The organism is Pseudomonas sp. G1002, from assembly GCF_013385455.1.
GTDB lineage: Bacteria > Pseudomonadota > Gammaproteobacteria > Pseudomonadales > Pseudomonadaceae > Aquipseudomonas.
Window position 1 is genome coordinate 57,805 of sequence record NZ_JACAPY010000025.1, and the last position, 23,466, is coordinate 81,270.

22 protein-coding genes are annotated in these 23,466 nt (G+C 61.3%); 6 read left to right on the forward strand and 16 right to left on the reverse strand.

Annotated elements, in window-relative coordinates:
- Positions 1-147: 147 nt before the first annotated feature.
- The gene (locus HX801_RS13545; protein ID WP_177022233.1) at positions 148-1,017 is read right to left on the reverse strand and encodes a LysR family transcriptional regulator; all 870 of its coding nucleotides are present in this window, start codon (positions 1,015-1,017) and stop codon (positions 148-150) included.
- A 98-nt stretch (positions 1,018-1,115) separates the two neighbouring features.
- Here HX801_RS13545 and gstA point away from each other — a divergent pair, with 98 nt between their 5' ends.
- A complete protein-coding gene (gene gstA / locus HX801_RS13550) occupies positions 1,116-1,718 on the forward strand; it encodes a glutathione transferase GstA (protein WP_008431610.1) in 603 nt (200 codons plus the stop codon).
- 106 nt (positions 1,719-1,824) lie between these two features.
- On the opposite strand, the gene HX801_RS13555 is transcribed toward gstA, so the two are convergent.
- From HX801_RS13555 to HX801_RS13595, 9 genes are all read right to left on the reverse strand, one after another.
- Positions 1,825-3,219, reverse strand: coding sequence for an aromatic amino acid lyase (locus HX801_RS13555; RefSeq protein WP_177022234.1), 1,395 nt, complete (start codon positions 3,217-3,219; stop codon positions 1,825-1,827).
- Entirely contained in the window at positions 3,216-4,220 is a 1,005-nt protein-coding gene (locus tag HX801_RS13560; RefSeq protein ID WP_134327210.1) for an ornithine cyclodeaminase family protein, read from the reverse strand. The genes HX801_RS13555 and HX801_RS13560 overlap by 4 nt, the downstream gene beginning before the upstream one ends.
- Positions 4,221-4,513: 293 nt before the next feature.
- Entirely contained in the window at positions 4,514-5,440 is a 927-nt protein-coding gene (locus HX801_RS13565; RefSeq protein WP_008431606.1) for an aliphatic sulfonate ABC transporter substrate-binding protein, read from the reverse strand.
- Positions 5,440-6,453 (reverse strand): ABC transporter substrate-binding protein, encoded by a 1,014-nt coding sequence (locus HX801_RS13570; RefSeq protein WP_177022235.1) that lies wholly within the window; start codon positions 6,451-6,453, stop codon positions 5,440-5,442. The genes HX801_RS13565 and HX801_RS13570 overlap by 1 nt, the downstream gene beginning before the upstream one ends.
- A gap of 165 nt (positions 6,454-6,618) precedes the next feature.
- Complete coding sequence (locus HX801_RS13575) at positions 6,619-9,258, reverse strand: TonB-dependent receptor (RefSeq protein ID WP_177022236.1); 2,640 nt, start codon at positions 9,256-9,258, stop codon at positions 6,619-6,621.
- Between the two features lie 253 nt (positions 9,259-9,511).
- A complete protein-coding gene (locus tag HX801_RS13580) occupies positions 9,512-10,447 on the reverse strand; it encodes a FecR domain-containing protein (RefSeq protein ID WP_177022237.1) in 936 nt (311 codons plus the stop codon).
- Positions 10,444-10,953 (reverse strand): sigma-70 family RNA polymerase sigma factor, encoded by a 510-nt coding sequence (locus HX801_RS13585; protein WP_003213062.1) that lies wholly within the window; start codon positions 10,951-10,953, stop codon positions 10,444-10,446. Before HX801_RS13585 ends, HX801_RS13580 begins: the two co-directional genes overlap by 4 nt.
- A 218-nt stretch (positions 10,954-11,171) precedes the next feature.
- The gene (locus HX801_RS13590) at positions 11,172-11,951 is read right to left on the reverse strand and encodes a phosphate/phosphite/phosphonate ABC transporter substrate-binding protein (protein ID WP_177022238.1); all 780 of its coding nucleotides are present in this window, start codon (positions 11,949-11,951) and stop codon (positions 11,172-11,174) included.
- A 9-nt stretch (positions 11,952-11,960) separates the two neighbouring features.
- Positions 11,961-12,902 (reverse strand): fatty acid desaturase, encoded by a 942-nt coding sequence (locus HX801_RS13595; protein ID WP_008431594.1) that lies wholly within the window; start codon positions 12,900-12,902, stop codon positions 11,961-11,963.
- 334 nt (positions 12,903-13,236) lie between these two features.
- On the opposite strand from HX801_RS13595, the gene HX801_RS13600 reads away from it, so the two are divergent.
- Together HX801_RS13600 and HX801_RS13605 are read left to right on the forward strand one after the other, a co-directional pair.
- Complete coding sequence (locus HX801_RS13600) at positions 13,237-13,674, forward strand: GNAT family N-acetyltransferase (protein WP_177022250.1); 438 nt, start codon at positions 13,237-13,239, stop codon at positions 13,672-13,674.
- A gap of 60 nt (positions 13,675-13,734) precedes the next feature.
- Entirely contained in the window at positions 13,735-14,553 is an 819-nt protein-coding gene (locus tag HX801_RS13605; RefSeq protein ID WP_177022239.1) for a class I SAM-dependent methyltransferase, read from the forward strand.
- A 136-nt stretch (positions 14,554-14,689) separates the two neighbouring features.
- Here HX801_RS13605 and def read toward each other — a convergent pair whose 3' ends face one another.
- The 3 genes from def to HX801_RS13620 form a co-directional block, all read right to left on the reverse strand.
- Positions 14,690-15,229, reverse strand: coding sequence for a peptide deformylase (def, locus tag HX801_RS13610; protein ID WP_003213049.1), 540 nt, complete (start codon positions 15,227-15,229; stop codon positions 14,690-14,692).
- Positions 15,230-15,232: 3 nt separating this feature from the next.
- Positions 15,233-16,177: a YihY/virulence factor BrkB family protein gene (locus HX801_RS13615; protein ID WP_003213047.1), complete on the reverse strand. Its 945-nt coding sequence runs from the start codon at positions 16,175-16,177 to the stop codon at positions 15,233-15,235.
- Between the two features lie 181 nt (positions 16,178-16,358).
- The gene (locus HX801_RS13620; RefSeq protein WP_003213044.1) at positions 16,359-16,544 is read right to left on the reverse strand and encodes a CsbD family protein; all 186 of its coding nucleotides are present in this window, start codon (positions 16,542-16,544) and stop codon (positions 16,359-16,361) included.
- Positions 16,545-16,743: 199 nt separating this feature from the next.
- Between HX801_RS13620 and HX801_RS13625 the strand changes: the two genes are divergently transcribed.
- Positions 16,744-17,121, forward strand: a complete 378-nt coding sequence (locus tag HX801_RS13625) for a hypothetical protein (RefSeq protein ID WP_003213043.1) — start codon at positions 16,744-16,746, stop codon at positions 17,119-17,121.
- 181 nt (positions 17,122-17,302) lie between these two features.
- Here HX801_RS13625 and fadD1 read toward each other — a convergent pair whose 3' ends face one another.
- A complete protein-coding gene (fadD1, locus tag HX801_RS13630; protein WP_177022240.1) occupies positions 17,303-18,994 on the reverse strand; it encodes a long-chain-fatty-acid--CoA ligase FadD1 in 1,692 nt (563 codons plus the stop codon).
- Between the two features lie 394 nt (positions 18,995-19,388).
- Positions 19,389-21,077 carry a long-chain-fatty-acid--CoA ligase FadD2 gene (fadD2, locus tag HX801_RS13635; RefSeq protein ID WP_003213039.1) on the reverse strand — a complete coding sequence of 563 codons (1,689 nt, stop codon included), beginning with the start codon at positions 21,075-21,077 and terminating at the stop codon, positions 19,389-19,391.
- 209 nt (positions 21,078-21,286) lie between these two features.
- On the opposite strand from fadD2, the gene HX801_RS13640 reads away from it, so the two are divergent.
- Together HX801_RS13640 and HX801_RS13645 are read left to right on the forward strand one after the other, a co-directional pair.
- The gene (locus HX801_RS13640; protein ID WP_003213037.1) at positions 21,287-22,231 is read left to right on the forward strand and encodes an alpha/beta hydrolase; all 945 of its coding nucleotides are present in this window, start codon (positions 21,287-21,289) and stop codon (positions 22,229-22,231) included.
- A 58-nt stretch (positions 22,232-22,289) separates the two neighbouring features.
- Positions 22,290-22,760: a MaoC family dehydratase gene (locus HX801_RS13645; RefSeq protein WP_003213034.1), complete on the forward strand. Its 471-nt coding sequence runs from the start codon at positions 22,290-22,292 to the stop codon at positions 22,758-22,760.
- Between the two features lie 55 nt (positions 22,761-22,815).
- Here HX801_RS13645 and HX801_RS13650 read toward each other — a convergent pair whose 3' ends face one another.
- Entirely contained in the window at positions 22,816-23,283 is a 468-nt protein-coding gene (locus tag HX801_RS13650) for a PA2169 family four-helix-bundle protein (protein ID WP_003213033.1), read from the reverse strand.
- Positions 23,284-23,466: the final 183 nt, after the last annotated feature.

The following is a 23,466-nucleotide window of genomic DNA, read 5'->3' on the forward strand; positions in this document are numbered from 1 at the left end:
CCCGACGCCCACGCGGGCGCATTCCATTCACGGTTTGAATCTAGATCGCAGACCTTTATGGGGAAACCTATCCGAAACGCTTTATATGCCGAGCGTCATCAACGGTTCTGGGTGAGCATAGACAGGCGTTGGCGCTATGCAAGGCCACTAGTCAGCCAGCATTTGCAACAAAGCATTAACCACTGCGGAGGGCGGTTGGTGGCGTGATGTCACCAACGCAAACTCGCGATGCACCGGCTCCGCCAGGGGCATGATGCGCAAGCCTTGGCGCTGGGCCGGCAGGGTCATCTCGGGCACCAGCGTCACTCCCACGCCTTCACGCACTAGGCTGAAAGCGCTGTTCCATTCGCGCACTTCCACCCGCACCTCGCGCAGCACCAGGCCGGCTTCCTGCGCCAGGCTGCGGGCGTTGACGGTGCAGCCGCCGGTGGCAAGCACGAACGGTTGCTCCACCAACTCTTCCAGCGTGACCGTTGCCTGCGCCGGGCGCCGGGAAAACCCGTGGGCCATCGGCAGCACCGCCACCCAGTTATCCCGCCCCAGCACGGCGGCATTGCGCTCGGACGGCGGGTTGAGCACCACGCCCAGGTCGATCAGATTCGCGTCGAGCAAGGTGTTCACTTCATCGTCGGTCACTTCCAGGGCCGTGACCTCGATGCCGGGGTAAAGCTGGTTGAACCGACGCAGCAGCGGCGGCAGGAACACCGCCAGCACCATGGGGAAACTCGCGATGCGAATCGTCCCACGCAGCATCGGCCGCGCTTCGTCCACGGTGGTGCGAATCGCCTGCAACGCTCCCAACATCACCCGCGCCTGCTCGATCACTTGCAGGCCCAGGGCGGTAGGCACGGTCTGACGCGCCTCACGCACAAACAACTGCGCACCGAGGTTGGCCTCCATGGCCGCCATCGCCTGGCTGGCGGCGGACTGAGTCATGCCCACCCGTTCGGAGGCGGCAGTGATGCTGCCGTTGTCCGCCACGGCCACCAGCAGGCGCCAGTGCATCAGGTTCAACATGGCAGTAGCTGTCCTTATGGCAGGATTCTGAAAGATTAATTTTACCCAAGGTGCCATGCCCACGAGACTGAAGGCAACTGTCCTGCGGAGTTGCCCCGATGAAGCTGTATTTTTCCCCGAATGCCTGTTCCCTCGCCTCCCATATCGCGCTGCGGGAATTGGCCCTGCCGTTTGAATTGATTCGCGTCGACAACCAGAAAAAGCTCACGGCTGACGGTGATGATTTCCTGCAGATCAACCCCAAGGGCTATGTGGCCGCACTGCAACTGGACAACGGCGAGGTACTGACCGAAGGTGCCGCCATCCTGCAATACCTGGCCGACCGTGTACCCGCAGCGGGCCTGGCGCCGGCCAATGGCAGCTGGGAGCGGGTGCGTTTGCAGGAGTGGCTGAACTTTGTCTCCAGCGAGATTCATGGCGGGCTGGGAGTGTTGTTCAAGGACGCGATTCCCGATGAGGTGAAGGCGCTGTTCAAGGCCACGCTGTTCAAGCGCTTTGCGATTCTGGTGCAGACCCTGGAGCGCCAGGATTACCTGCTGGGCGCGCAGTACTCGGTGGCGGATGCGTACCTGTTTGTGGTGCTGCGCTGGGCGGGGTTGTTTGATATCGACTTGCAGCAGTGGCCGGCGTTAGCGAAGTTTCAGCAGCGTGTCGGTGAACGCCCGGCAGTGATTGCTGCCTTGGCCGCTGAAAATCCATGACCTGAAATGCGATCAACCTGTAGGAGCTGGCTTGCCTGCGATAGCGATGGTGAATCCAACACCGCTATCGCAGGCAATCCAGCTACCACAGTTGGTCTTCATAGTTTTAGAGAATGGGTTTCAAGCCATCGTTTTCGATGAATGCACTTAACGCCAACACATCCACCGACCCCGAACGGTCCTGATCCAGGTGCGCCACCTGGCGGCGCACCGCCTGATGAATACGCCGGGTGCCCTGCCCCAGTTGAACCGTGCCGCACAGGTCCACCGCCTGCGCCGCCACGATCAACTCAATGCTGCCCAGCCACACCACGCGCTGCACCAGTTGCCGGGTTTTCTCGACCACCGCCAGCGCCTGCCCCGCATAATCTTCCACGCGATCCGCCACCGGCACGCTCACCGCCGGGATCGGATTGGCCAAGTGCCCGATCTCCGCCACCAACGCCGAACCGGTGCGCTGCAAGGCGGCCATGCCCACGTGCCCGGGCTGGTCGATCAGAAAGCGCGGCAGTTCACTGGAAGCCGGCGACAGCAACTTGGCAATCCGCTCGGCGCTGCACACCGCCACACGGCTCAACGCCAGGCCCAAGCCTTCGGCCGCCAGCGCGAGATGGGTGCTGTCGAAATTGGCCGTGGCCAGCACCAACGCGTCTTCGCTGATCAACGCCGGATTGTCCGCACCGCTGGCCAGTTCCAGTTCGATCAACTCGCGTAACGCCTGCATTGCCTGTTGCGCCGCGCCTTGAACCACCGTGGCACAGCGAAAGCTCAGCGGGTCCTGTAGCCGACGCGGGTTATCGACCAATTTGCCGCCCGCCAGCAATTCCAGCAACGCCGCTGATTGCCCGCTTTGCCCCGGCGCCGGGCGCAACCGCGAAGCCCACGGCTGGAAAGGACTGAGGTTGGCCCGATAGCCTTCACACGACAACGCCAGCCCCGCCAACATGGCCTGCAATGCCTGTTCGGCCTCGGCCACCAGCAACGCGCCAAGGCCGATGCTCGCGGAGTTGGCCGACACCAGCGCCAGGCCATCCTTGCCCGTCAATGGCACGTTCAGCGCCAGGCTCAAATGCGCCAACGGCGCCAGGTCGCTCTCGCCCAACGAGCCGAGCAACGGCACCGCGGGCTCCATGCCGCAGTTGAGTAACGCCAACAGCGCCTGCGCCGCACCCGGCGAAATACCCGAACGCCCCTGGGCCAACCCGGCCAAGCGGGCTGCGGTGATCGCGCGTAATTCCTCACGCTTGGCCAGGCGGCCAACGCCCACCGCACGCCCCAAAGGAATGTTTGCCTGCACCGGCGCAACCTGCGTATCCACCGCCGCACCGAGGCCGGTGGTCACCCCGTAAATCGGCGTACCTTCAGCCACCAGGCGCAGCAACAGTCGATGCCCTTCGTCGATACGTTGGCGGGCCGCATCGCTGAAGTCAGCCGGCGCGTCTTGGCGGGCAATCGACAGCAAATCCTCAACCGTCAAACCGGCGGGATCGAAGTGAATCATGCCCAGCGCAACCGCTGGCCGATCCCCAGGCGTCTGGATTTTTCCAGCAGTGCGTGGCCCAGGGCGATATCGCTGAGGCTCAAGCCACGGTGCCAGAACAGGATGGTTTCCTCGGGGGTTTCCCGGCCGGTCTTCAAGCCGGCGACGATCTGCCCCAACTCGGCATGCAAGGTCTCGGCGCTGAGTTTTCCGGCGTCGACATGGGCGCGCAATGCGCCGAACATCCCGCCCTTGCACTGGCCCCAGTCGTCCACCACCAGCTTGTGCATGATGTCGGTCAACGACAGTTCCACCGCGCTCATGGTGCCGTAGGGCACGACGAAGGCACCGGGCTTGATCCACTCGGTGTGCAGCAACGGTTGCGGCTGATCCAGGCGTGAAGCTTCCACCACGATGTCGGCGCCGCGCACCGTGGACTCCCAGTCGTCGGTGACAATCACCGGCTTGCCGAGGTCGCGGCGCAGGCGTTCGGCGAAGGCTTCGCGGCTTTCACTGCGGCGCGAGTGCACGCGGATTTCGTCGAAGTCGAACAGGTGGTCCAGCAGCCGCACGTTCCAATACGCCGTGCCACGGGCACCGATGTGCGCGAGGACTTTACTGTCGGGACGGGCCAGGTATTTGGCACCGATGGCGGTGACGGCGCCGGTGCGCATGTCGGTAATCGCCGAGGCGTCCAGGATGGCCTTGGGGATGCCGGTGGCCGGGTCCAGCAGGTTGAGAATCGCCAGTTCCGAGGGCAGGCCCTTGCGGTAGTTATCGACAAAGTCGCCCACCACCTTGACCCCGGCGTAGCCGATTGCGCCGCCCAATACACCGCGCAGCACGTTGAAGTGGCCGTTGATTTCACCGCCGGGAATCAGGTGCATGCGCGGCTCGATCACCGCCTCGCTGCGGCCCTGGATCGCCAGGCTGGATTCGATGGCGTTGAGGATTTCGTCGTTGGTCAGGGCCAGTTCGTCGATGTCCAGGCCGTTGAGGAAGTCGATGTAGATCGGTTGCATGGTCTGCTCACTGATGGGTTGCGAAGGTCGATGCTGAAGATGCTTTTATGGGGTGAGGGAGATTGCTTTGGGGAGGGAGCTTGTTGTGATGAGGAGCCTGTTGTGGTGAAGAGCTTGTTGTGGCGAGGGAGCTTGCTCCCGCTGGAGTGCGCAGCGCTCCCGCTTTTTTTGGGGCCGCTACGCAGCCCAGCGGGAGCAAGCTCCCTCGCCACAACAGCTCTTTCCCTAAAGCAAGCTCCCCTGCCACAGCAAGCTCCCTCCCTACAGCAAGCTCCCTCTCCACAGGGATCAAGTTATGGAGCCTTGAACACAACCTGCTGCACATCGACCTTTTTCGGGATCAGGCCGTTGGCAAAAAACGCGTCGGCCGTACGTTGCTGGTTGGCGATATCCACCGCTTCCAATGGCCGGCTCGGCGTCGGCGAGCGGTGCTGGAAGTAACTCTCCACCACCGCCGGCTGCAAGCCCAATGTCTTGGCCATCAGCGCGACGCTTTCGTCATGCTGGTCCAGCGACAACCGCTGCGCCTGGGCAAACACCTTGAGAATTGCCGCAATCGCCTGCGGGTGCTGCTTGGCAAACGGCCCGCTGGCGATGAAGAAACTGCCCGCCGGGTTCAGCCCCTGGCCATCCCCCAGCACCTTCGCCGAACCGTCCACCACGGCCGCCGAGTAGTACGGGTCCCACACCACCCAGGCGTCGACCTTGCCTTGTTCAAACGCGGCACGGCCGTCGGAGGGCGACAGGTACACCACGTTCACGTCCTTCCACTGCAAGCCGGCACGCAGCAAACTTTTGAGGAACAGGTTGTGGGCGCTGGAACCCTTGAGCAACGCCACGCGCTTGCCCTTGAGTTCGGCCACGCTTTGCACGGTGCTGTCCTTGGGCAGCAGGATGGCTTCGGTGCGCCCGTCATTGGGCTCGACTCCGATGTAGCGAATGTCGATGCCGGCAGCCTGGGCGAAGATCGGCGGGATGTCGCCGATATTGCCGATGTCGATGCTGCCGCCATTTAGGGCTTCGATCAGCGGCGGGCCGCCGAGGAATTCGATCCACTCGACCTTGGTGCCCGGCAACCCTTGCTCGAACAGGTGATGCTCACGGGCGAGCACCATGCTCACCGAGCTTTTCTGGTAGCCGACGCGCAGGGTGGCCGGTTCTGCCGCCAGCAGCGGTCCGGCGCACAGTGCCAGCAGTGTGGCCGCGATGAGCTTGCGCATCAGAGACTCTCCTTGACCTTGGCCGCGACGTCCGCCGGCACCCACTGCTGCCAGACCTGCGGCTGTTCTTTCAGGAACGCTTCGGCCACCTGGCGCGGCGCGGTACGTTTCTCGGCCATTTGCGCGAGGATGCCGTTGAGCAGGTCAATCGGCAGGTCGACTTTTTCAAAGAACGTCACCAGTTGCGGGTACTGCGCCTTGAACGGCGCCGACACGCCAATCGCCAGGTGCGCTGGCATCGAACGAGTACCGATGGGGTGCGGGTTGTTGGCGTCGGCCAGGGTCTTCCAGGCTTCGGCGTTGAACGGTGGTTCTTCCAGTTTGATCAACTTGAAGCGCCCCAGCAGTGGCGTCGGCGACCAGTAGTAGAACAGCACCGGCTTGCCGCGACGGATCGAGGATGCAACCTCGGCATCCAGCGCCGCGCCGGAACCGGTGCGGAAGTTGACGTAGCTGTCGGTCAGGCCATAGGCCTTGAGCTTCTGGCTGTTGACGATCTCCGAGGTCCAGCCGGTGGGGCTGTTGAGGAAGCGCCCACGGGTCGGGTCTTCGGGGTCGCGGAACACGTCTTTGTAGCGGGCCAGGTCGGCGACGGATTTAAGCTCCGGGGCCAGGGGTTTGATGCCCCGTTCGGCGTCGCCCTTGATCACGTATTCCGGCACCCACCAGCCTTCGGTGGCGCCTTTGACGGTGTCGCCCAGGCCGAACACCTTGCCTTCGCTTTCGGCCTTGACCCACGCCGGACTGCGCCCGGCCCACTCTTCGCCGATCACCTGGATATCGTCCTTGGCCAGGGCGGCCTCCAGGCTCACGGTGCTGCCGGGCAAGGTGTCGGTGGGCAGGCCATAGCCTTTCTCGACGATCAGGCGCAGCACTTCGGTGATCAGGCTGCCGCTTTCCCAGGTGATGTCACCGAAGTGGATCGGTTTGGCAGGTTCGGCGGCCGTGGCTGATTGTGCCAGGACGGTGAGTGCCAATAGCGAGCCACCGAGCAGGTTTTTTAGTGTTCTCATGAGTAGCCTCTTGGAGATTCAAAACAGATCCAGAGTGGGCAGTGTCAGTGTGGGAGCTGGCTTGCCTGCGATGCAGACACCTCGGTTTTCCAGGAAGACCGAGGTGATGCAATCGCAGGCAAGCCAGCTCCCACAGTTGATCTCCACACCCTTCAAGATCAGGGTTTAAAAGTCATAACTGAGCCGCGTGTAGTAAAACGCCCCTTCCGGCGCCGTCGGCGACAGGTAGCTGTATTGCTGGCCCGGGGTCTGGCGCAAACGGGTGTTGTAGTCGTCAGGCTTGCTGTCGAACAGGTTGTTGACGCCCACCGACACCCGCAGTTGTTTGGTGAAGGCGTAGTTCACGTCCAGGTCGGTGGTCCATTGCGCGCCGAAGGTCTGGTCGTACTGGGCGTTGGCTTCGCTGGACGCATATTTGCGGTACTTGCCGTAACGGGTTTCGTTGAGGGCGATGGTCCATTGGTTGAGCTTGTGGACCGCGCCAAACACCAGCTTGTCTTCCGGGTAACCGTGCTCCAGGAAGCCACGGGATTCACGGGTCAGCACTTCGAAGCCGTTGGGGTTTTCGTGGACCTTTTCGATAGTGGTGCGGGCCTTGGTGTAGCCCGCCGACAGGTTCAGGTTGCCGAACTGCTCAAGGTCCAGGTTGTACTTGCCCACGATGTCGACGCCGCGGGTGCGGGTGTCGGCGGCGTTGGTCATGAACTGCGCCCAGGAGTACTGGCCGTAGCCGGCGTCCTTGAGGATCTGCTCGGCCAGCGGCCCGGAAATGCCACCGCTGAACAGCAGGCGGTCACGAATCGAGATCTGGTAGGCGTCGATGGTCAGCGAGGCCTGGTCGGTTGGGCGCAGCACCAGGCCCAGTGAGAAGTTGGTGGACTTCTCGGGCTTCAGCGGCTGTGCACCTAGGGCTCGGGCGGCCGGGTTGTCGGCCGGCAGCATGCGGGTCAGCACCGGGTTGCCGTTGGCGTCGAGGTTGGTGGTGGTGGTCCAGGAGGTGCCGATCTGGCCCAGGCTGGGCGCGTGGTAGGCATTGTTGACCGTGGCCCGCAGGCCGACTTTCGGGGTGAAGTCATAGCGCGCCGAGAGTTTGCCGGTGGTGGCTGAACCGAAGTCCGAGTAGTGCTCGGTACGCCCGGCAATGCCCACCTGGAGCTTGTCGGTGACCTGGTTTTCCAGGCCGAAATACACGCCGCCCACATCACGCTTGAAGGTGCCGGCGTCGTCCGGGGTCAGGCCCGAAGCCTGCACCGCGCCAACCTGCACGCCGTCGATGCCACCGTAGGAATAGGAATCGTAGTCGCCGGCCTCCAGCCGGTATTGCTCATGCCGGTAGGCAACGCCCGCTGAAACGGTGAGTGGATGGCTCGACCAGTCGACGTTCAGATCCTTGGCGTAATCCAGGGTGATGTTGGTCTGGTCGTTGACCAGGGTGGCGACGTTGAACTTGGTCGGGCTGTTGATCCCGTAGCTCGGGTTGACGGTGTTGAAAGCCAGTTCGTCGTGCTCGTCGCGGCCATAGGTGGCGCTCAAATCGAAGCGGCCGATGCTCTCGTCTTCATAGCGGGTGCCGACGGTGACGGCGCCGTCTTCATAGCGATAGCGGTATTTCGGGATGGTGCCGTTGGGGTAGATCCCGGCCACGTTGTTCGGGCTGCTGGCCAGCAGCGGCGGCGTGTTGTTTACCGAGGTGTCCTGGCCGAAGGTGGCGAAACTGTAGAGGCGCCATTGGTCGTTCAGGCCGATTTCGGCGTTGGCCGCCAGGTTGTATTTGTCGCGCCCGGCACCGCCCCAGCGCGGGTCTTGTACCTGGCCGTCGGCGACGTATTTGTCGCCGATGTCATCGGGTTTGTTGTTCAGGGTGTTGAAGCTCAGGGTCAGGAAACCATCCCCCGGCAAGCCGATGCCGTACCAGCCATCGGTGGTTTTGCTGAAGCCGTCGCCCTGGGCGTATTTGCCCAGTTGGGTGTTGATGCCGCCACCGCTGTCGCGCTCCTTGAGCACGATGTTGACCACCCCCGCCACCGCGTCCGAACCGTATTGCGCCGAGGCACCGTCGCGCAGCACTTCGACGTGGTCGATGGCGCTGATGGGGATCATGTCGAGGTCCACCGGCTGCGCGCCAATGAACGGCACGCCACCGGAAATGTTCACCACCGCCGAGGTGTGCCGGCGCTTGCCGTTGATCAGCACCAGGGTCTGGTCCGGGGACAAGCCGCGCAGGGAGGCGCCTTTCGGATCCTGGCCGCGGGTGGCGCTGTTGTTCTGTGGAAAGTTGAACGAGGGCAGCAGTTGGAACAGCGCCTGGTTGAGGCTGGTGGCGCCGGTTTGCTTGAGTTCTTCGGCGTTGATCACATCCACCGGGGCGCTGCTGGTGAGGGCCGTGGCGTCACTGCGACGGGTACCGATGGCGACCACACGGTCGAGGGTCGGCGCCTGGGCTTCGGCGGTTTGCGCCTTGATGCTGTTGCTGGCAGGCGCGACTTTGGCGCCTTCCTTGATGATGAATGCACCGTCCGGGCTGACCTGGACTTGCAGGCCGGTGCCCTTGAGCGCGGCGTCTACCGCCTGTTGCGCCGACAGCGAACCGTCGACCCGCGCCGAGGAATAATTGCCCAGCTGCGGCGTGAAGGAAATCACCTGGCCGCTCTGGCGGCTGATGTTCAGCAGCACTTCGTCCAGCGGGCCGGGCGCGATGTGGTAGACCTGCCGCGTGTCTTCGGCGCTGGCGGCGAAGGACAGGAACAGACTGGCCAACGGCACCAGGGCAAAGGTTCGAAGCGGTGTACGGTTGAATGGGCTCACGTTGGCTCCCCCCAAGGAAACTCCTGAGCGCTGCTCCCCGCAGCGCTTACGGGAGTGATGTGGGATGGCCGGGGGAAAACTTGCAGATCGTTTGGTTATGTCGTTAGAACCGACATTCGGAAACGACGCGGTCAACTGTGGGAGCTGTCGAGCTTTAGCGAGGCTGCGATGGTATCGCTGCGGTACATCTGCGAGGCCGAGGTGCTCGCATCGCAGGCAAGCCAGCTCCCACATTGACCGAGGTGAACCGTTTTCAGGCGGCACTGACGGTCACCCACAACCCGGTCCGGCGGGTGATGTGGATCGGCAGGGTGCGTGCCAGGGTGTCGAGGATCTGGTCGGGATTGTCGAGGCGGTACAGGCCGCTGACCCGCAACCCTGCCACCGCCGGATCGAGGCGCAGCACACCGTTGTGATACGGGCGCAGTGCGTCGATCACTTCCACCAGCGGGCGGTCGCGCACTTGCAGGAAACCGTCGATCCACGCCGTCGCCCCCGAGGAACTGGCCAGCACCGGGCCGAAGCCGAAGCGGTCGTAAGTGACTTCGTGCCCGGCCTCCAGTTGCAGGCGTTCACCGTTCTGGCCGTCGATCTCCAGGGCACCGTTGAGCGCCACCACATGGCCCTGCCCTTCGCGCTCGCGCAGCAACAGGCGATTGCCCAAGGCATGCAGTCGAGCTTGATCGGTCTGGATGAAAAACGGTCGGTTGCTGTCCCTGGCAATCTTCACCAGCAACTCGCCATCGCGCAGGCGCACCACGCGGTGTTGTGGGTCGAACTGGATGTCGGCGGCACTGCGGGCGTTGAGCAGTAACTCGCTGCCATCCGCCAGCGCTACAGTGCGCCGTTCGCCGGTGCCGGTGCGGATATCGGCGGTCAAATCCTCCACCACCGGCCGGGCCAGCCAACCGGCGCCCAGCATCAGGCCAGCGCCCACCAGGGCGCCGCGCAATACGGTGCGGCGGCTGGATGGCGCGTCCAGTGCCTGCTGCAATACCTTGCCGCTGACGCCTTGGGCCTGCGGAATTTGAAACACACCGAGGCGGGTTTCCAGTTGTTGGCACAAGGCTTCGTGACGCGGGTCTGCGGCGCGCCACTGATGATAACGCTGCCAGTCGGCGGCACTCGCCTCGCCGGAGCGCAGCAACACCACCCAGCGAGTGGCGCTGTCGATCAGGTCGTCGCTCATTCCAGGCACAGCCGCAGGCAGCGGTTGACGGCACGGGTCATGTAGTCGCTGACCGAGCGTTGGGAAATGCCCAGCTCGGCCGCGATTTCCGGGTAGGTCAGGCCATTGAGTTGCGACAGCAGAAAGGTCGCCTTGACCTTGGCCGGCAAGCCGTCGAGCAACTGGTCGATGGCCTGCAGGGCTTCGAGCATCTGCGCCAAATCTTCAGGGGATGGCGCGGGCGAGGTTTCGTCCTGGTCGAGGGCGTCGAGGTAGGCACGCTCCAGGTCACGACGACGCCACAGTTGGTACATCAGGCGTTGGGCAATGGTGGTGAGCAAGGCGCGTGGCTGGCGGATCGGCGCCACGCCCGGGGAACTCAGGAGCTGGACGAAGGTGTCGGCGGCGATGTCTTCGGCGTGGGCACGGGAATCGAGATGGCGGTGCAAACGGCCGCACAGCCAGTCGTAATGACTGCGGAACAATCCGCCCACGTAATCGCTGTGAGAAGTGTCGGCGCCGGACATAGTGGCTCCATCTGAGTAGGTTGCGCGTTATGTCCGGTGTTCCGGTGGAGCGATCCTAGCAAGGCTGCTTATTCTTTAATAATATTTAAAAGGTATTTTTATATAACCAATCGCTCACACGCTCTGCGTGGGAATCCCGCCTTGGACGCTCTGCGTCTGCTTTGAAATGGTGACGCAGAGCGTCACAGGATGCATTCCCACGCGGAGCGTGGGAACGTTCATTGGAGGCGTGGATAACCCAAGGCTTCCGCCTGCTGCCGGTAATCCAGCAGCACCTGGTAATCCGCTTCGGTGGCGGGCAGCACTTCGTGTACGCCGAGGGTTTGCACCACTTCGGGCAGATCCTGCAAGGCCAGGTTCATGGCCTCCCGCAGGTGTTCACTTGAGCCCGGCGCGCTGATGTAAGGCAGCGTCGGGCTGGGCGCGCTGCGGGTGACGATCCTCAGCCCGGCCACTTCCTCTGGGGCAAAACGGGCGAGGTAGTCGAAGGTCACACTGTCGATGGCGGCAAGGTCGGCGCGATCTTCCCGCAACCAGCGCAGGCTTTCGCGATGGGCGCCGCTGATGCCGACTTCGGCAAAGAACCGACCGCCCTGCTGCAGCGGCGCCAGGCGTTCGCGCAGCAGGTTCATGCCGCTGTTGGAGTCATGGCCGTTGATCACACCGCGGCTGTCTTGGAAGTCCGCCAAGGCAACGCGGGGATTGTCGTCGCGGGTCAGCAGCAGGCTGCAATGCTGGCCGCCGCTGCTATGGGGCAATTCGTAGCGCGGGCGGCCAATCACCTGGACTTGCCCGCGCAGCTCGGTCATCAGCGGGTAGCCGCAGGTTTGCGTCAGCAGCAATTGCGGGGCACGCCACAGGCTGCGCAGCTCGAGATGATCAGCCTTGCGGCGGGTCGCGCCCAGGCGCTCAAGGATGCGCGAAAGCCAGCGCTCATTGGCCTGTTGCACCTGCTGCGGCGCCACGTACATCAGCAGTTCGGCGTAGCGGTCACTCATGGTCGTCTCTCAGGCAAAGGGGTGCCGTGGGCTGTCGATGGCCTTGAGCCCGTGACGGCCGATCAACTGGCCGTAACCCTGCACCAGGAACCCGCCGCTGCGCGCCACCCATTGTTCACGCCGTGCGCGGTACACGGTGGGCAGCAAATACCACGGCAGCTTCGGCAAGTCGTGATGCACCAGGTGCAGGTTATTGTTGAGGAACAGCCAGGTCCACGGCCAGGCGGCTTCGTTAAGCACCGTGCGCTGTTCCGGTTGTGGGTGCGGGCGATGCTCATAGTAGGAACGGATCGCCGCCACCGACAAGGCCGGCACGCTGACCAGCGCCACGTAGTGCCACACCGGCAGCACGCTGTAGTGGGCGATGAAGGTCAGCATCAGCACGGTCACAGTGCCATGGCTCAGCCACATCAGCCACGCCTGGCGCTGGCCTTTGCGCAGGCGCCTGACCTCGTTGCGCGCCAGCTTCCACAGCGCCAGCGGCGAACCCAACAGGAAGCGCCCCAGGACGGTCTTGGTCAGCCAATGCAAGGTGCGCTCGAACAGCGAACTGTCGTCCCACTGCCGCTGATTCAGGTAGCGGCTTTCCGGGTCGACACCGGGCACCGTCAGGTCTTCGTCGTTGTGGTGCACCAGGTGGCAGTTGCGGTATAGGGTGTAGGGGTACCAGACGGCAAACGGTGCGTAGCCGAGGAGTTTGTTCAAAGCAGTGAAGCGGGTGGGATGGCCGTGCAGCAGTTCGTGTTGCAGGGACATCCACAGCGTCACGAGCGGGATCAACAGTGCGGTACTCAGCCACAGGCCAAGCCAGTGGCTGGCGAGGATCACGGCAAACCAGCCGGCATAGACGCCGATCAACAGCAGCCAGGTCGGCCACTCGGTGCGGGCGGTAAAGGTCTGGGCCAGGGCTTCGATTTCCCGGCGCTGGGTTTCATCAAGGTAGTTGGACATCGGCAGCTCAGGGCAGGCGTGGCCGACGAAAAAGTCGGCTTCATCCTGCTCTGTGCAATGGGGCGGGAAAATCTTGCAGATCGTTTGGTGCTTAGCTTAGAACTTAATGACCGAACAGGTTGCTGTCGGTTTTCTTGGCCTTTTTCTCAGCGCGTTTTTCATCGGCGGTCTTTGCCGGTTTTTTCTTGTCAGCTTTCTTGGAATTCAGACCTTTGGCCATGATGCGTGCTCCACTTACAGGGGATGTAACACTGGGTATAACACCGATTGCCCAACAGAAGGCGCTTTGCCCGACTTATAATCTGCGCCCCCTGGATTCGCGTGTTTGAAAACCATGCCCGAGTTGCACATTGACCGACTGGCAGAGCCGTTGTGGCCGCTGCTGAACAAGTTCTATCGCAGCCATAACTCACCGATGAAGGCCCTCAAGGGTGGCCAGTTGTGGGTGGCCAGGGGCAGCGAGATTGTCGCGGGCCTGTGCCTGACGCCGGTGGTGGGTGGGCAGTGGTTGACCGGGCTGTTTGTCGACCCGGCGCTGCGTGGCCAGGGGCTGGCGGCGCAATTGATTCGCGCCTCGGTCGCAAGCGTTGAAGGCACGGTGTGGCTGCTGTGCCATCCGGACCTGGAAGGCTTTTATCAACGCCTGGGTTTTACCCAGGACACGTTGCTGCCGCAGTCCTTGTCGGAGCGCCTGGTGCGCTACAAACGCAACAAGCCCATGATCGCCATGGGCTTAGAACCGTTGGTGAGGTCGACCTTCAATAAAGTGTGATCAGCCGTTGTGGGCCCCATGCTAGCCTCGGCGGCACCAGCGGCCCATTACAGGATGATCATGAAAGCGACTCTTGCAGCCTTATCCCTTGCAGCCCTCCTCGCCCCGGCCTTGAGCCAGGCAGCCGAAGCGCCGGTTTCCGCCGAGCAGTATGCAACCGTGCTCGCCGGCAGTTGGCGCTTGCCGGCCAACAGCGCGCGCGATGTTTATCGCCACCCGCAGCAGACCCTGGAATTCTTTGGCCTGCGGGCCGACCAGACCCTGATCGAAATCACCCCCGGTGGCGGCTGGTACAGCGAGCTGCTGGCGCCGCTGCTCAAGGATAACGGCCACTACATCGCTGCCGTGCAGGCGCCGAACAGCAGTGCCTACGCGCGTACATCAGAAGAAAACCTGAAAAAGAAATTCGCCGCAGACCCGGTGCATTATTCCAAGGCCGGCTTCGCCGAGTTCGACCCCAAGGCTCCGGTGCTGGGCAAGCCTGGCTCGGCCGACACCGTGCTGACCTTTCGCAACGTGCATAACTGGGTGATGGCGGATACGGCGCCGGCGATGTTCGAGGCGTTCTTCAAGGTGTTGAAACCGGGCGGCGTGCTGGGGGTGGTGGATCACCGGGCCAAGGACGGGGCGTCGCTGGAAGACATCAAGCACAGCGGTTACCTGACCACCGCGTATGTGGTGAAACTGGCGACGGATGCGGGGTTCAAGCTTGAGGGGCAGAGCGAGGTGAATGCCAACCCGAAAGATACCAAGGACTACCCGGATGGGGTCTGGACCTTGCCGCCGGCGTTGACGTTGGGGGAAAAGGACAAGGCCAAGTATGTGGCGATTGGTGAGTCGGACCGGATGACGTTGCGGTTTGTGAAGCCCGCAAAATAAGCTGAATGCACGCAGAACAAATGTGGGAGCGGGCTTGCTCGCGAATGCGGTGGATCAGTCTATATCTTCGGTGACTGGCACTCCGCTTTCGCGAGCAAGCCCGCTCCCACAGTTTGAGGTGTGTTTTGCCTGAGGGTTATTCGTCTGCGGTGGGATCCATATCCGGGAACATCACTTCGATAAACCCGAACTTGCTGAAATCGGTAATCCGCGATGGGTACAGCCGGCCGATCAGATGATCGCACTCGTGCTGTACCACCCGCGCGTGAAAGCCTTCGGCAATCCGCACAATCGGCTCGCCCTTGGGGTCAAACCCTTCGTAGCGAATCTGCTGGTAACGGTCCACGGCCCCGCGCAAGCCCGGCACCGACAGGCACCCTTCATAGCCTTCTTCCAGCACCGGGCTGAGCGGCGTGATCAGCGGGTTGATCAGGATGGTCTGGGGCACGGCGGGCGCGTCCGGGTAGCGTTCGCTGCTCTCGAAACCGAAGATCACCAGTTGCAGGTCCACTCCAATCTGCGGTGCGGCCAGGCCGACGCCGCCGACGTGTTCCATGGTCTGGAACATGTCATCAATCAACTGCCACAGCTCGGGGCTGTCGAACATTTCCGGCGGAACCGGCGGGGCAATGCGCAGCAGGCGCTCATCGCCCATTTTCAGGATTTCACGGATCATCGATCAGACTTCATCGGTAGTGGGCTTTAGGGAAGGGTCGCGGCCAAGGCCTGAGACATGCTTTTTTTCGTCGTGCTCGCCAAAGTCCTTTTCACCAGGATCCTTGCCTTCGGCCGACATGTGTTCGATCACCGCATTCATCTCCGCCCCCAGCAACAGCACGGCAGCCGAGATGTAGAAGTACAACAGCAGCACAATGATCGCGCCGATACTGCCATACATGGCGTTGTAGTCGGCAAAGGTTTTGACGTAGTAGCCAAAACCCAGGGAAGCGACGATCCAGACCACCACCGCCAGCACCGAACCCGGTGTGATGAAGCGAAACTTCTGCTTCACGTCAGGCATCACGTAGTACATCAACGCCACGGAGAACATCAACAGGATGACGATCAGCGGCCAACGCAGGATGGTCCACAGGGTGACCACGAATTCCTGCATGCCGATCTGCCCCGCCAGCCATTCCATTACCTGGGGCCCGAGCACCATCAAGGCGGCGGCGGCCAACAGCATGCCGGCGAAGCCTACGGTGTAGAAAATCGACAGCGGGAAGCGCTTCCAGATCGGTCGGCCTTCCACCACGTCATAGGCGGCATTCATCGCACTCATCATCAGGCGCACACCCGCCGAGGCGGTGTACAGCGCGATCACGATACCCACCGACAACAGGCCACCCTTGGATTGCTGCAACTGGTCGATCACCGGGTTGACCTGCTCCAGGGCCTGGGGCGGCAATACCAGTTCCGATTGCATGCGCAGCCAGGTGAAGAAGTCCGGCAGGTGCAGGAAACCGATCAGGGCAATCAGGAACAGCAGGAAGGGAAACAGCGAGAACAGCATCTGGTAGGCCAGCGCCGAGGCGTACGTAGGCATCTCGTCATCGAGGAACTCTGTGACAGTGCGCACCAGCACTTTGTGCAGGGGCAAGCCTTGTAATACCGGAAAAATCATAGCGTCTCCTTTCGCCGCAAAAAGTTGAGTTCGTGGGCGACTCAGGGGCCGTTTTCTACATCAAGGTAGCTTATTTGGCGACCTTGAAACAATTTCCAAACTTTAATCACTGCAGGTGACACAAAAACGGCCATCCGTGGATGGCCGTCGGGCTGCTGGAGTGCAGGCAGCCAGGTCGGGACTATTTGACCGCTTTCTTTACTGCGTCCTTGGTGTCGCCGACTGCTTTTTGCACTTCACCTTTCTTTTCCTGAACCACGCCTTCAGCCCGCAACTTGTCGTTGCCGGTGACTTTGCCAACACCTTGCTTGATGTTGCCTACGGCTTCGTTCGCCAAACCTTTTGCCTTATCCGATGTGCTACTCATGGTATTTCTCCTGGGAACAATCAAGGATTTTGGTCACTACGTAAACGTTGACCCTTGGCCTTTCCAGAGAGTTTCAATTATTTTTTCAGCGGCATTTCATCGCGCCGTACAGGTTTGGCTTTATGTTTTGCGGCCAACCCACGAGAATGCCGGGCACATCCAGGCGCAAGCGCTGGGTAACAGATCCCGTAGGAAGGTTATGAAACTCAATAAAGCACAGGCCATTGCCCGCAGAAACCAGGAACTGGGCGGTGCCGTACTCGGTGTCAACAACTGCCACTTCACCGACCTGGACCGCAAACGCAACATCTGGTGGTTCGACCTGCCGGTGGGCCGGATTGCCGTGGGCCAGTACGAGTGGATTCACTTGTTGATGCACAACGCCGAAAGCGACCAGTTGCTGCACCTGAAGGTGCCAACGGTGTTTTTGCGCGAGAAGCTGGAAGGCCTGGTGGTGCGCAATGCCGGCAAGCGCAAGCCGGAGATTACCCTGGAGCTGAGTGCCGACAAGGACTCGTTCCTCAAGGACGTACGCCCGGCCGGTGCCGGTGTGAGCTTCGCGCAGTTCGCACTGTAGGAATACGGTAAAACCTGTGGGAGCGGGCTTGCTCGCGAAAGCGGTGTGTCAGTCACCGATATGTCACTGACACTCCGCTTTCGCGAGCAAGCCCGCTCCCACATTTGGATTGCATTCCAAGTGGCCGGATCAGCGTTCAATAAAAAGCCCCGCATCTGCGGGGCTTTTTGTTGGGGCCGAGTTACTTCTTCAAACCCAGCTTTTTCAGTTCTTCATCCCGCAGTTCGCGGCGCAGGATCTTGCCCACGTTGGTGGTCGGCAGCGCATCGCGGAATTCCACGGCCTTGGGCACCTTGTAGCCGGTGACGTTGGCGCGCATGTGCTCCATCACCTGGTCTTTGGTCAGGCTGGCACCCGGCTTGACCACGATGAAGATCTTGATGTGTTCCCCGGACTTCTCGTCCGGCACACCAATGGCCGCGCATTGCAGCACGCCCGGCAGGGTCGCCAGCACATCTTCCAGCTCGTTGGGGTAGACGTTGAAACCGGAGACCAGAATCATGTCCTTCTTGCGGTCGACAATGCGCATGTAGCCATCCGGCTGGATGATCGCGATGTCACCGGTCTTCAGCCAGCCTTCGCTGTCGAGGATCTCGGCGGTGGCGTCTTCGCGCTGCCAGTAGCCCTTCATCACTTGCGGGCCCTTGACGCACAATTCGCCCACTTCACCCAGCGCCAGCTCGACGCCGTCATCGGTGATGACCTTGCACAGGGTCGACGGCACCGGAATGCCGATGGTGCCGACCTGGATGTTCTGGATCGGGTTCACGGTGGCCACCGGGCTGGTTTCGGTCATGCCGTAACCTTCGCAGATGGAGCAGCCGGTGACCGCTTTCCAGCGCTCGGCCGCCGCCAGTTGCAGGGCCATGCCGCCTGACAGGGTGACCTTCAGCGCCGAGAAATCCAGCTTGCGGAAGGCGTCGTTGTTGCACAGGGCAACAAACAGGGTGTTCAGGCCGACAAAGCCGCTGAACTTCCACTTCGACAGTTCCTTGACCATCGCCGACAGGTCGCGCGGGTTGCTGATCAGGATGTTGTGGTTGCCGATCAGCATCATCGCCATGCAATGAAAGGTGAAGGCATAGATGTGGTACAGCGGCAGCGGGGTAATCAGGATCTCGCAACCTTCATTCAGGTTGGAGCCCATCAGCGCCTTGCACTGCAGCATGTTGGCGACGAGGTTGCGGTGGGTCAGCATCGCGCCCTTGGCCACGCCCGTGGTGCCGCCGGTGTATTGCAGCACGGCGACTTCGTCGCTGGCGGGGCTGACTTCGTTCACCGGCTGGCCGTGGCCCTTGGCCAATACGTCGTTGAACTTGATCGCCTTGGGCAAGTGATAGGCCGGGACCATCTTCTTCACGTACTTGATGACGCTGTTGATCAGTAGGCGCTTGAGCGGCGGCAACAGGTCGGCGACTTCGGTGACGATCACGTGCCTGACGGAAGTCTTGGGCACGACTTTTTCAGCCAGGTGCGCCATGTTGGCCAGGCAGACCAGGGCCTTGGCACCGGAGTCGTTGAATTGGTGTTCCATTTCCCGCGCGGTGTACAGCGGGTTGGTGTTGACCACGATCAGGCCGGCACGGATGGCGCCGAACACGGCGACCGGGTATTGCAGGACGTTGGGCAGTTGCACGGCGATTCGATCACCGGGCTGCAAGTCGGTATGCTGTTGCAGGTAAGCGGCGAAGGCGCCGGACAGTTCGTACAGTTCACCGTAGGTGATTGTCTTGCCCAGGTTGCTGAAAGCCGGTTTGTTGGCGAAGCGTTGGCAGGACTGCTTCAGTACCGCCTGAATATTCGGATACTCGTCTGGATTGATTTCTGCAGCAATCCCGGCGGGGTACTTATCCTTCCAAAAGTCTTCGATCATGGAAGCCCACTCCTCAGCGACGCGAATTCATTCATCGCATTTGATGCGATTATTATTTGTTTGTTTTTGGGTGAGTCTGGCGGTTAAAAGCAGGCCAAGAGGTCACAAAGCGCGCCGAGAGTAGCAGCTTTGCCAAGGGCCGCCTAGAGCCAAAAGAGGCCCCTACGGTCATAAACATGACTCAAGAATATCTAATGGTCATTTTTAGAGCAAAGATTCTATAAGCCAAGAAAGGGCTCTGGAATGGGCTTCTACGCATTTAAACTGAATGAATAAAAACCAAATGTGGGAGCGGGCTTGCTCGCGAAAGCGCAGTGTCAGTCACAGGATATGTCGACTGGTACACCGCTTTCGCGAGCAAGCCCGCTCCCACATTTTTTGACCTTATTTCAAATCAGGCTATGTCGCGCAATTCGCGCCGCAGGATCTTGCCCACCGGCGTCATCGGCAACGACTCACGCAACACAATATGCTTGGGCACCTTGTAGCCGGTGAAGTTGGCCTTGCAGTAGGTCTTCAGCTCTTCAAGGCTCACGCCCTGGGCACGGGCCACCACAAACAGCTTCACCGCCTCGCCGGTACGCTCGTCCGGCACGCCGATCACCGCGCAGCTGGCCACCGCCGGATGCGCCATCACCACGTCTTCGATCTCGTTGGGGTACACGTTGAACCCCGAGACGATGATCAGATCCTTCTTGCGATCAACGATGCGCACAAAGCCGTCCGGGTCGATCACCGCGATATCGCCGGTCTTGAGCCAGCCTTCGGCGTCCAGGGTCTCGGCAGTGGCCACCGGTTGCTGCCAGTAGCCCTTCATCACTTGCGGGCCCTTGATGCACAGCTCGCCCCGCTCGCCCAGCGGCAGCTCCGCGCCGTTGTCGTCGATGATCTTCATCGCCGTGCCCGGCACCGGAATGCCCACGGTGCCCAGCTTCGATTTGCCGCCATAGGGGTTGGTGCTGGCCACCGGTGAGGTTTCGGTCAAGCCGTAGCCTTCACCAATCGCACAGCCGGTCAGTTGCTGCCAGCGCTCGGCCGTGGCCTTGACCAGTGCGGTGCCGCCGGAGTTGGTGAGCTTGAGGTGGGAGAAATCCAGGCTCTTGAAGTCCGGGTGGTCCATCAAGGCCACGAACAGGGTGTTGAGCCCCAGCAGCCCGGTGAAGCGCCACTTTTTCAGCTCCTTGATAAAGCCGCCGATGTCCCGGGGATTGGTGATCAGTACGTTGTGGTTGCCCGATACCATCATGCACATGCAATTCGCGGTGAAGGCATAGATGTGGTACAGCGGCAGCGGCGCCACCATCACCTCCTGGCCTTCCTTGATCAGCGGATGGCCGTCGTCCCCCAGTTGCGACATGCACGCCCGCACTTGCTGCATGTTGGCCACCAGGTTGCCGTGGGTAAGCATTGCGCCCTTGGCCAGGCCGGTGGTGCCGCCGGTGTATTGCAGCACCGCGATGTCGTCGAGGGTCACCGGATGGCGGTTGAGTGCCTGGCCGGCGCCCATGCGCAGGGCGCGCTTGAAGGAAATGGCTTGCGGCAGGTTATAGGCCGGGACCATCTTCTTCACCTTGTCGACCACGGTGTTGATCAGCCAGCCCTTGGCGGCGGGCATGAAGTCGCCCATCTTCGCTTCGATCAGGTATTCGATCTCGGTGTCCTTGCTGACTTCTTCAACCCGCGAGCCAAACAGGTTCAGGTACACCAGCGCACGAATGCCGGCATCCTTGAATTGGTGACGCATTTCCCGCGGGGTGTACAACGGGTTGGTGTTGACCACGATCAGCCCGGCGCGCAGGGCGCCGAACACGGCAATCGGATAATGCAGGACGTTGGGCATCTGCACGGCAATGCGGTCACCCGGCTTGAGGTCGGTGTGCCACTGCAGGTAACCGGCGAACGCGGCGCTGCGCCGATCCAGCTCGGCGTAGGTCAGGGTGATCCCCATGTTGCTGAACGCCGGACGATCGGCAAAGGTCTTGCAGGAACGCTCGAAGACTTCGATCACCGATTTATAGGCTGTGAGGTCGATCTCGTTGGGAACCCCGGCTGCGCGTTTGTCATTCCAGAAATCAGGTTGCATTATTCTTGTCCTCTTACCTGAGTGGTCCGGCCGCTTTTGATGTTGCGATGAAAGCGGAGCTTTGGGGACGTTAGCAGCTATGGTCAATCAGGCAAATACAACAAGATGCGTCATTGATTGTGTGAATCTCCCCGCCAAGGCCAGCGCTGATCCAGCGGCCTGCGGTGAATGAGCTATACACTGCAACGACCCTGAGCAAAGGAAGCGCCATGAACCACACCACTTTCTGGCTGACCGCGAATGACCGCAGTCGGGTGTACGTCAACCAGTGGCTGCCGGACGGGCCGCCCAAGGCGCTGATCATGCTGGCCCACGGCATGGCCGAGCACAGTGGCCGCTATGCCCGCCTGGCCCAGGCGTTGTGCGATGCCGGCTACGGCCTGTACGCCCCCGACCAGCGCGGCCACGGGCGTACCGCCGACGAGGGCACCCTGGGGCTGTTCGCCGAGAAAGACGGCTGGAACAAGGTGGTGGGCGACCTGGCGAGCCTCAACCAGCATATCGGCCAGCAAGCGCCGGGGGTGCCGATCATCCTGCTGGGCCACAGCATGGGCAGCTACATTGCCCAGGCGTACCTGCTGCACCACAGCGCGAGCCTTAACGGGGCGATTCTCAGCGGCTCGAATTTCCAGCCGGTGGCGCTGTACGGCGCGGCCAAGGTGATTGCCCATGTCGAACGCCTGCGCCAGGGGTTGCGCGGGCGCAGTGCGCTGATTGATTTCCTGTCATTTGGATCGTTCAACAAGGCGTTCAAACCCAATCGCACCGCTTTCGACTGGCTCAGCCGTGACCCGGCCGAGGTCGACAAGTACGTCAGCGACCCGCTTTGCGGCTTCCGTTGCACCAACCAGCTGTGGATCGACCTGCTGGGCGGCTTGCAGCAAATCAGCAAAGCGTCCAATCTCGCTCAGATAGACCCGGGGCTGCCGATCCTGATAATGGGCGGTGAATGTGATCCGGTCAGTGAAGGCAAGCGTCTCAAAAGTCTGGCCAACGCGTTGCGCGAAGCCGGCTGCCAGCACCTGGAGCTGAGCATTTACCCACAGGCGCGCCACGAATTGTTCAACGAAACCAACCGTGATGCGGTCACAGCCGACGTGCTGACGTGGCTGGCCCAGGCTGCAGTGCTGCGCCGCCCTACTCGCTGCGAATGATTTTTCGTTTAAAATCAATATATTAAGATTTCTGATTAGCCACAGGATGCACCAACTGATGACCCAGGTTACCAACACGCCTTACGAAGCCCTCGAAGTCGGCCAGACCGCCAGCTACAGCAAGACCGTCGAAGAGCGCGATATCCAGTTGTTCGCGGCAATGTCCGGCGACCACAACCCGGTGCATCTGGACGCTGAATTCGCCAAGGCGACCATGTTCAAGGAGCGCATTGCCCACGGCATGTTCAGCGGCGCCCTGATCAGCGCGGCGGTTGCGTGCGAGTTGCCTGGGCCCGGCACGATCTATATCGGCCAGCAAATGACCTTCCAGAAGCCGGTCAAAATCGGCGACACCCTGACCGTGCGTCTGGAAATCCTCGAGAAGCTGCCGAAATTCCGCGTGCGCATCGCCACCCGCGTATTCAACCAGCGCGATGAGCTGGTGGTAGACGGGGAAGCCGAGATCCTCGCGCCACGCAAGCAGCAGACCGTGACCCTGACCGAACTGCCGGCCATCAGCATCGGTTGAACGAACGCCCATGAAAAAGCCCCGCATCTGCGGGGCTTTTTTATTCAGGCGGGGCTCAAGACTGAGCGCGAGCCTGGTTACGCAGGGCTTTCACCTGGTCGTGGTTGCGTTGCGCGCCGTGGAACTGACGCTCTACCAGGTCACGAATGCCCAGCAGGTTGTGCTTGTTGATCTTCTCGATCGCTTCTTTGTAAGCCTTCAGTGCGTGGTCTTCACCGCGCTCGGCTTCGTTCAGCACGGCTTCTTCGTCTTTACCGGTCACCATCGACTTCACGTCGACCCAACCACGGTGCAAGGCACCGGCGACGCTGCCGGAATCTTCTGGATCGCCACCCAGTGCTCTTACTGCGGTCTGCAGTTCGGCAGCGGCGGTACCGCAATCAACGGAACGTTTGGCAAACAGGGCTTTGAGTTCTGGGTGCTTGATGTCTTCTGCGCAGGTCTTGAAGCCTTCCTGGCCGTCTTTGCTGGTCTCGATCAGGTCGTTGAGTACGGAGATCGATTCTTTGTTGATATCAGTCATTTTTCAATTCCTTCGCGGGTTAAGAAACGTGTATTAGTAATTGCAGCGCCCGTGCCAGCTTTTGAAAAACAATTTATTACTTAAATTTCAATAAGTTAGCCAATACACAGAAATCTGTATCCGCTTTATTTGCATGATCTGTCATTTGGCCTCCATGCAGAATGCCTGTATTTTCCAAGGCAT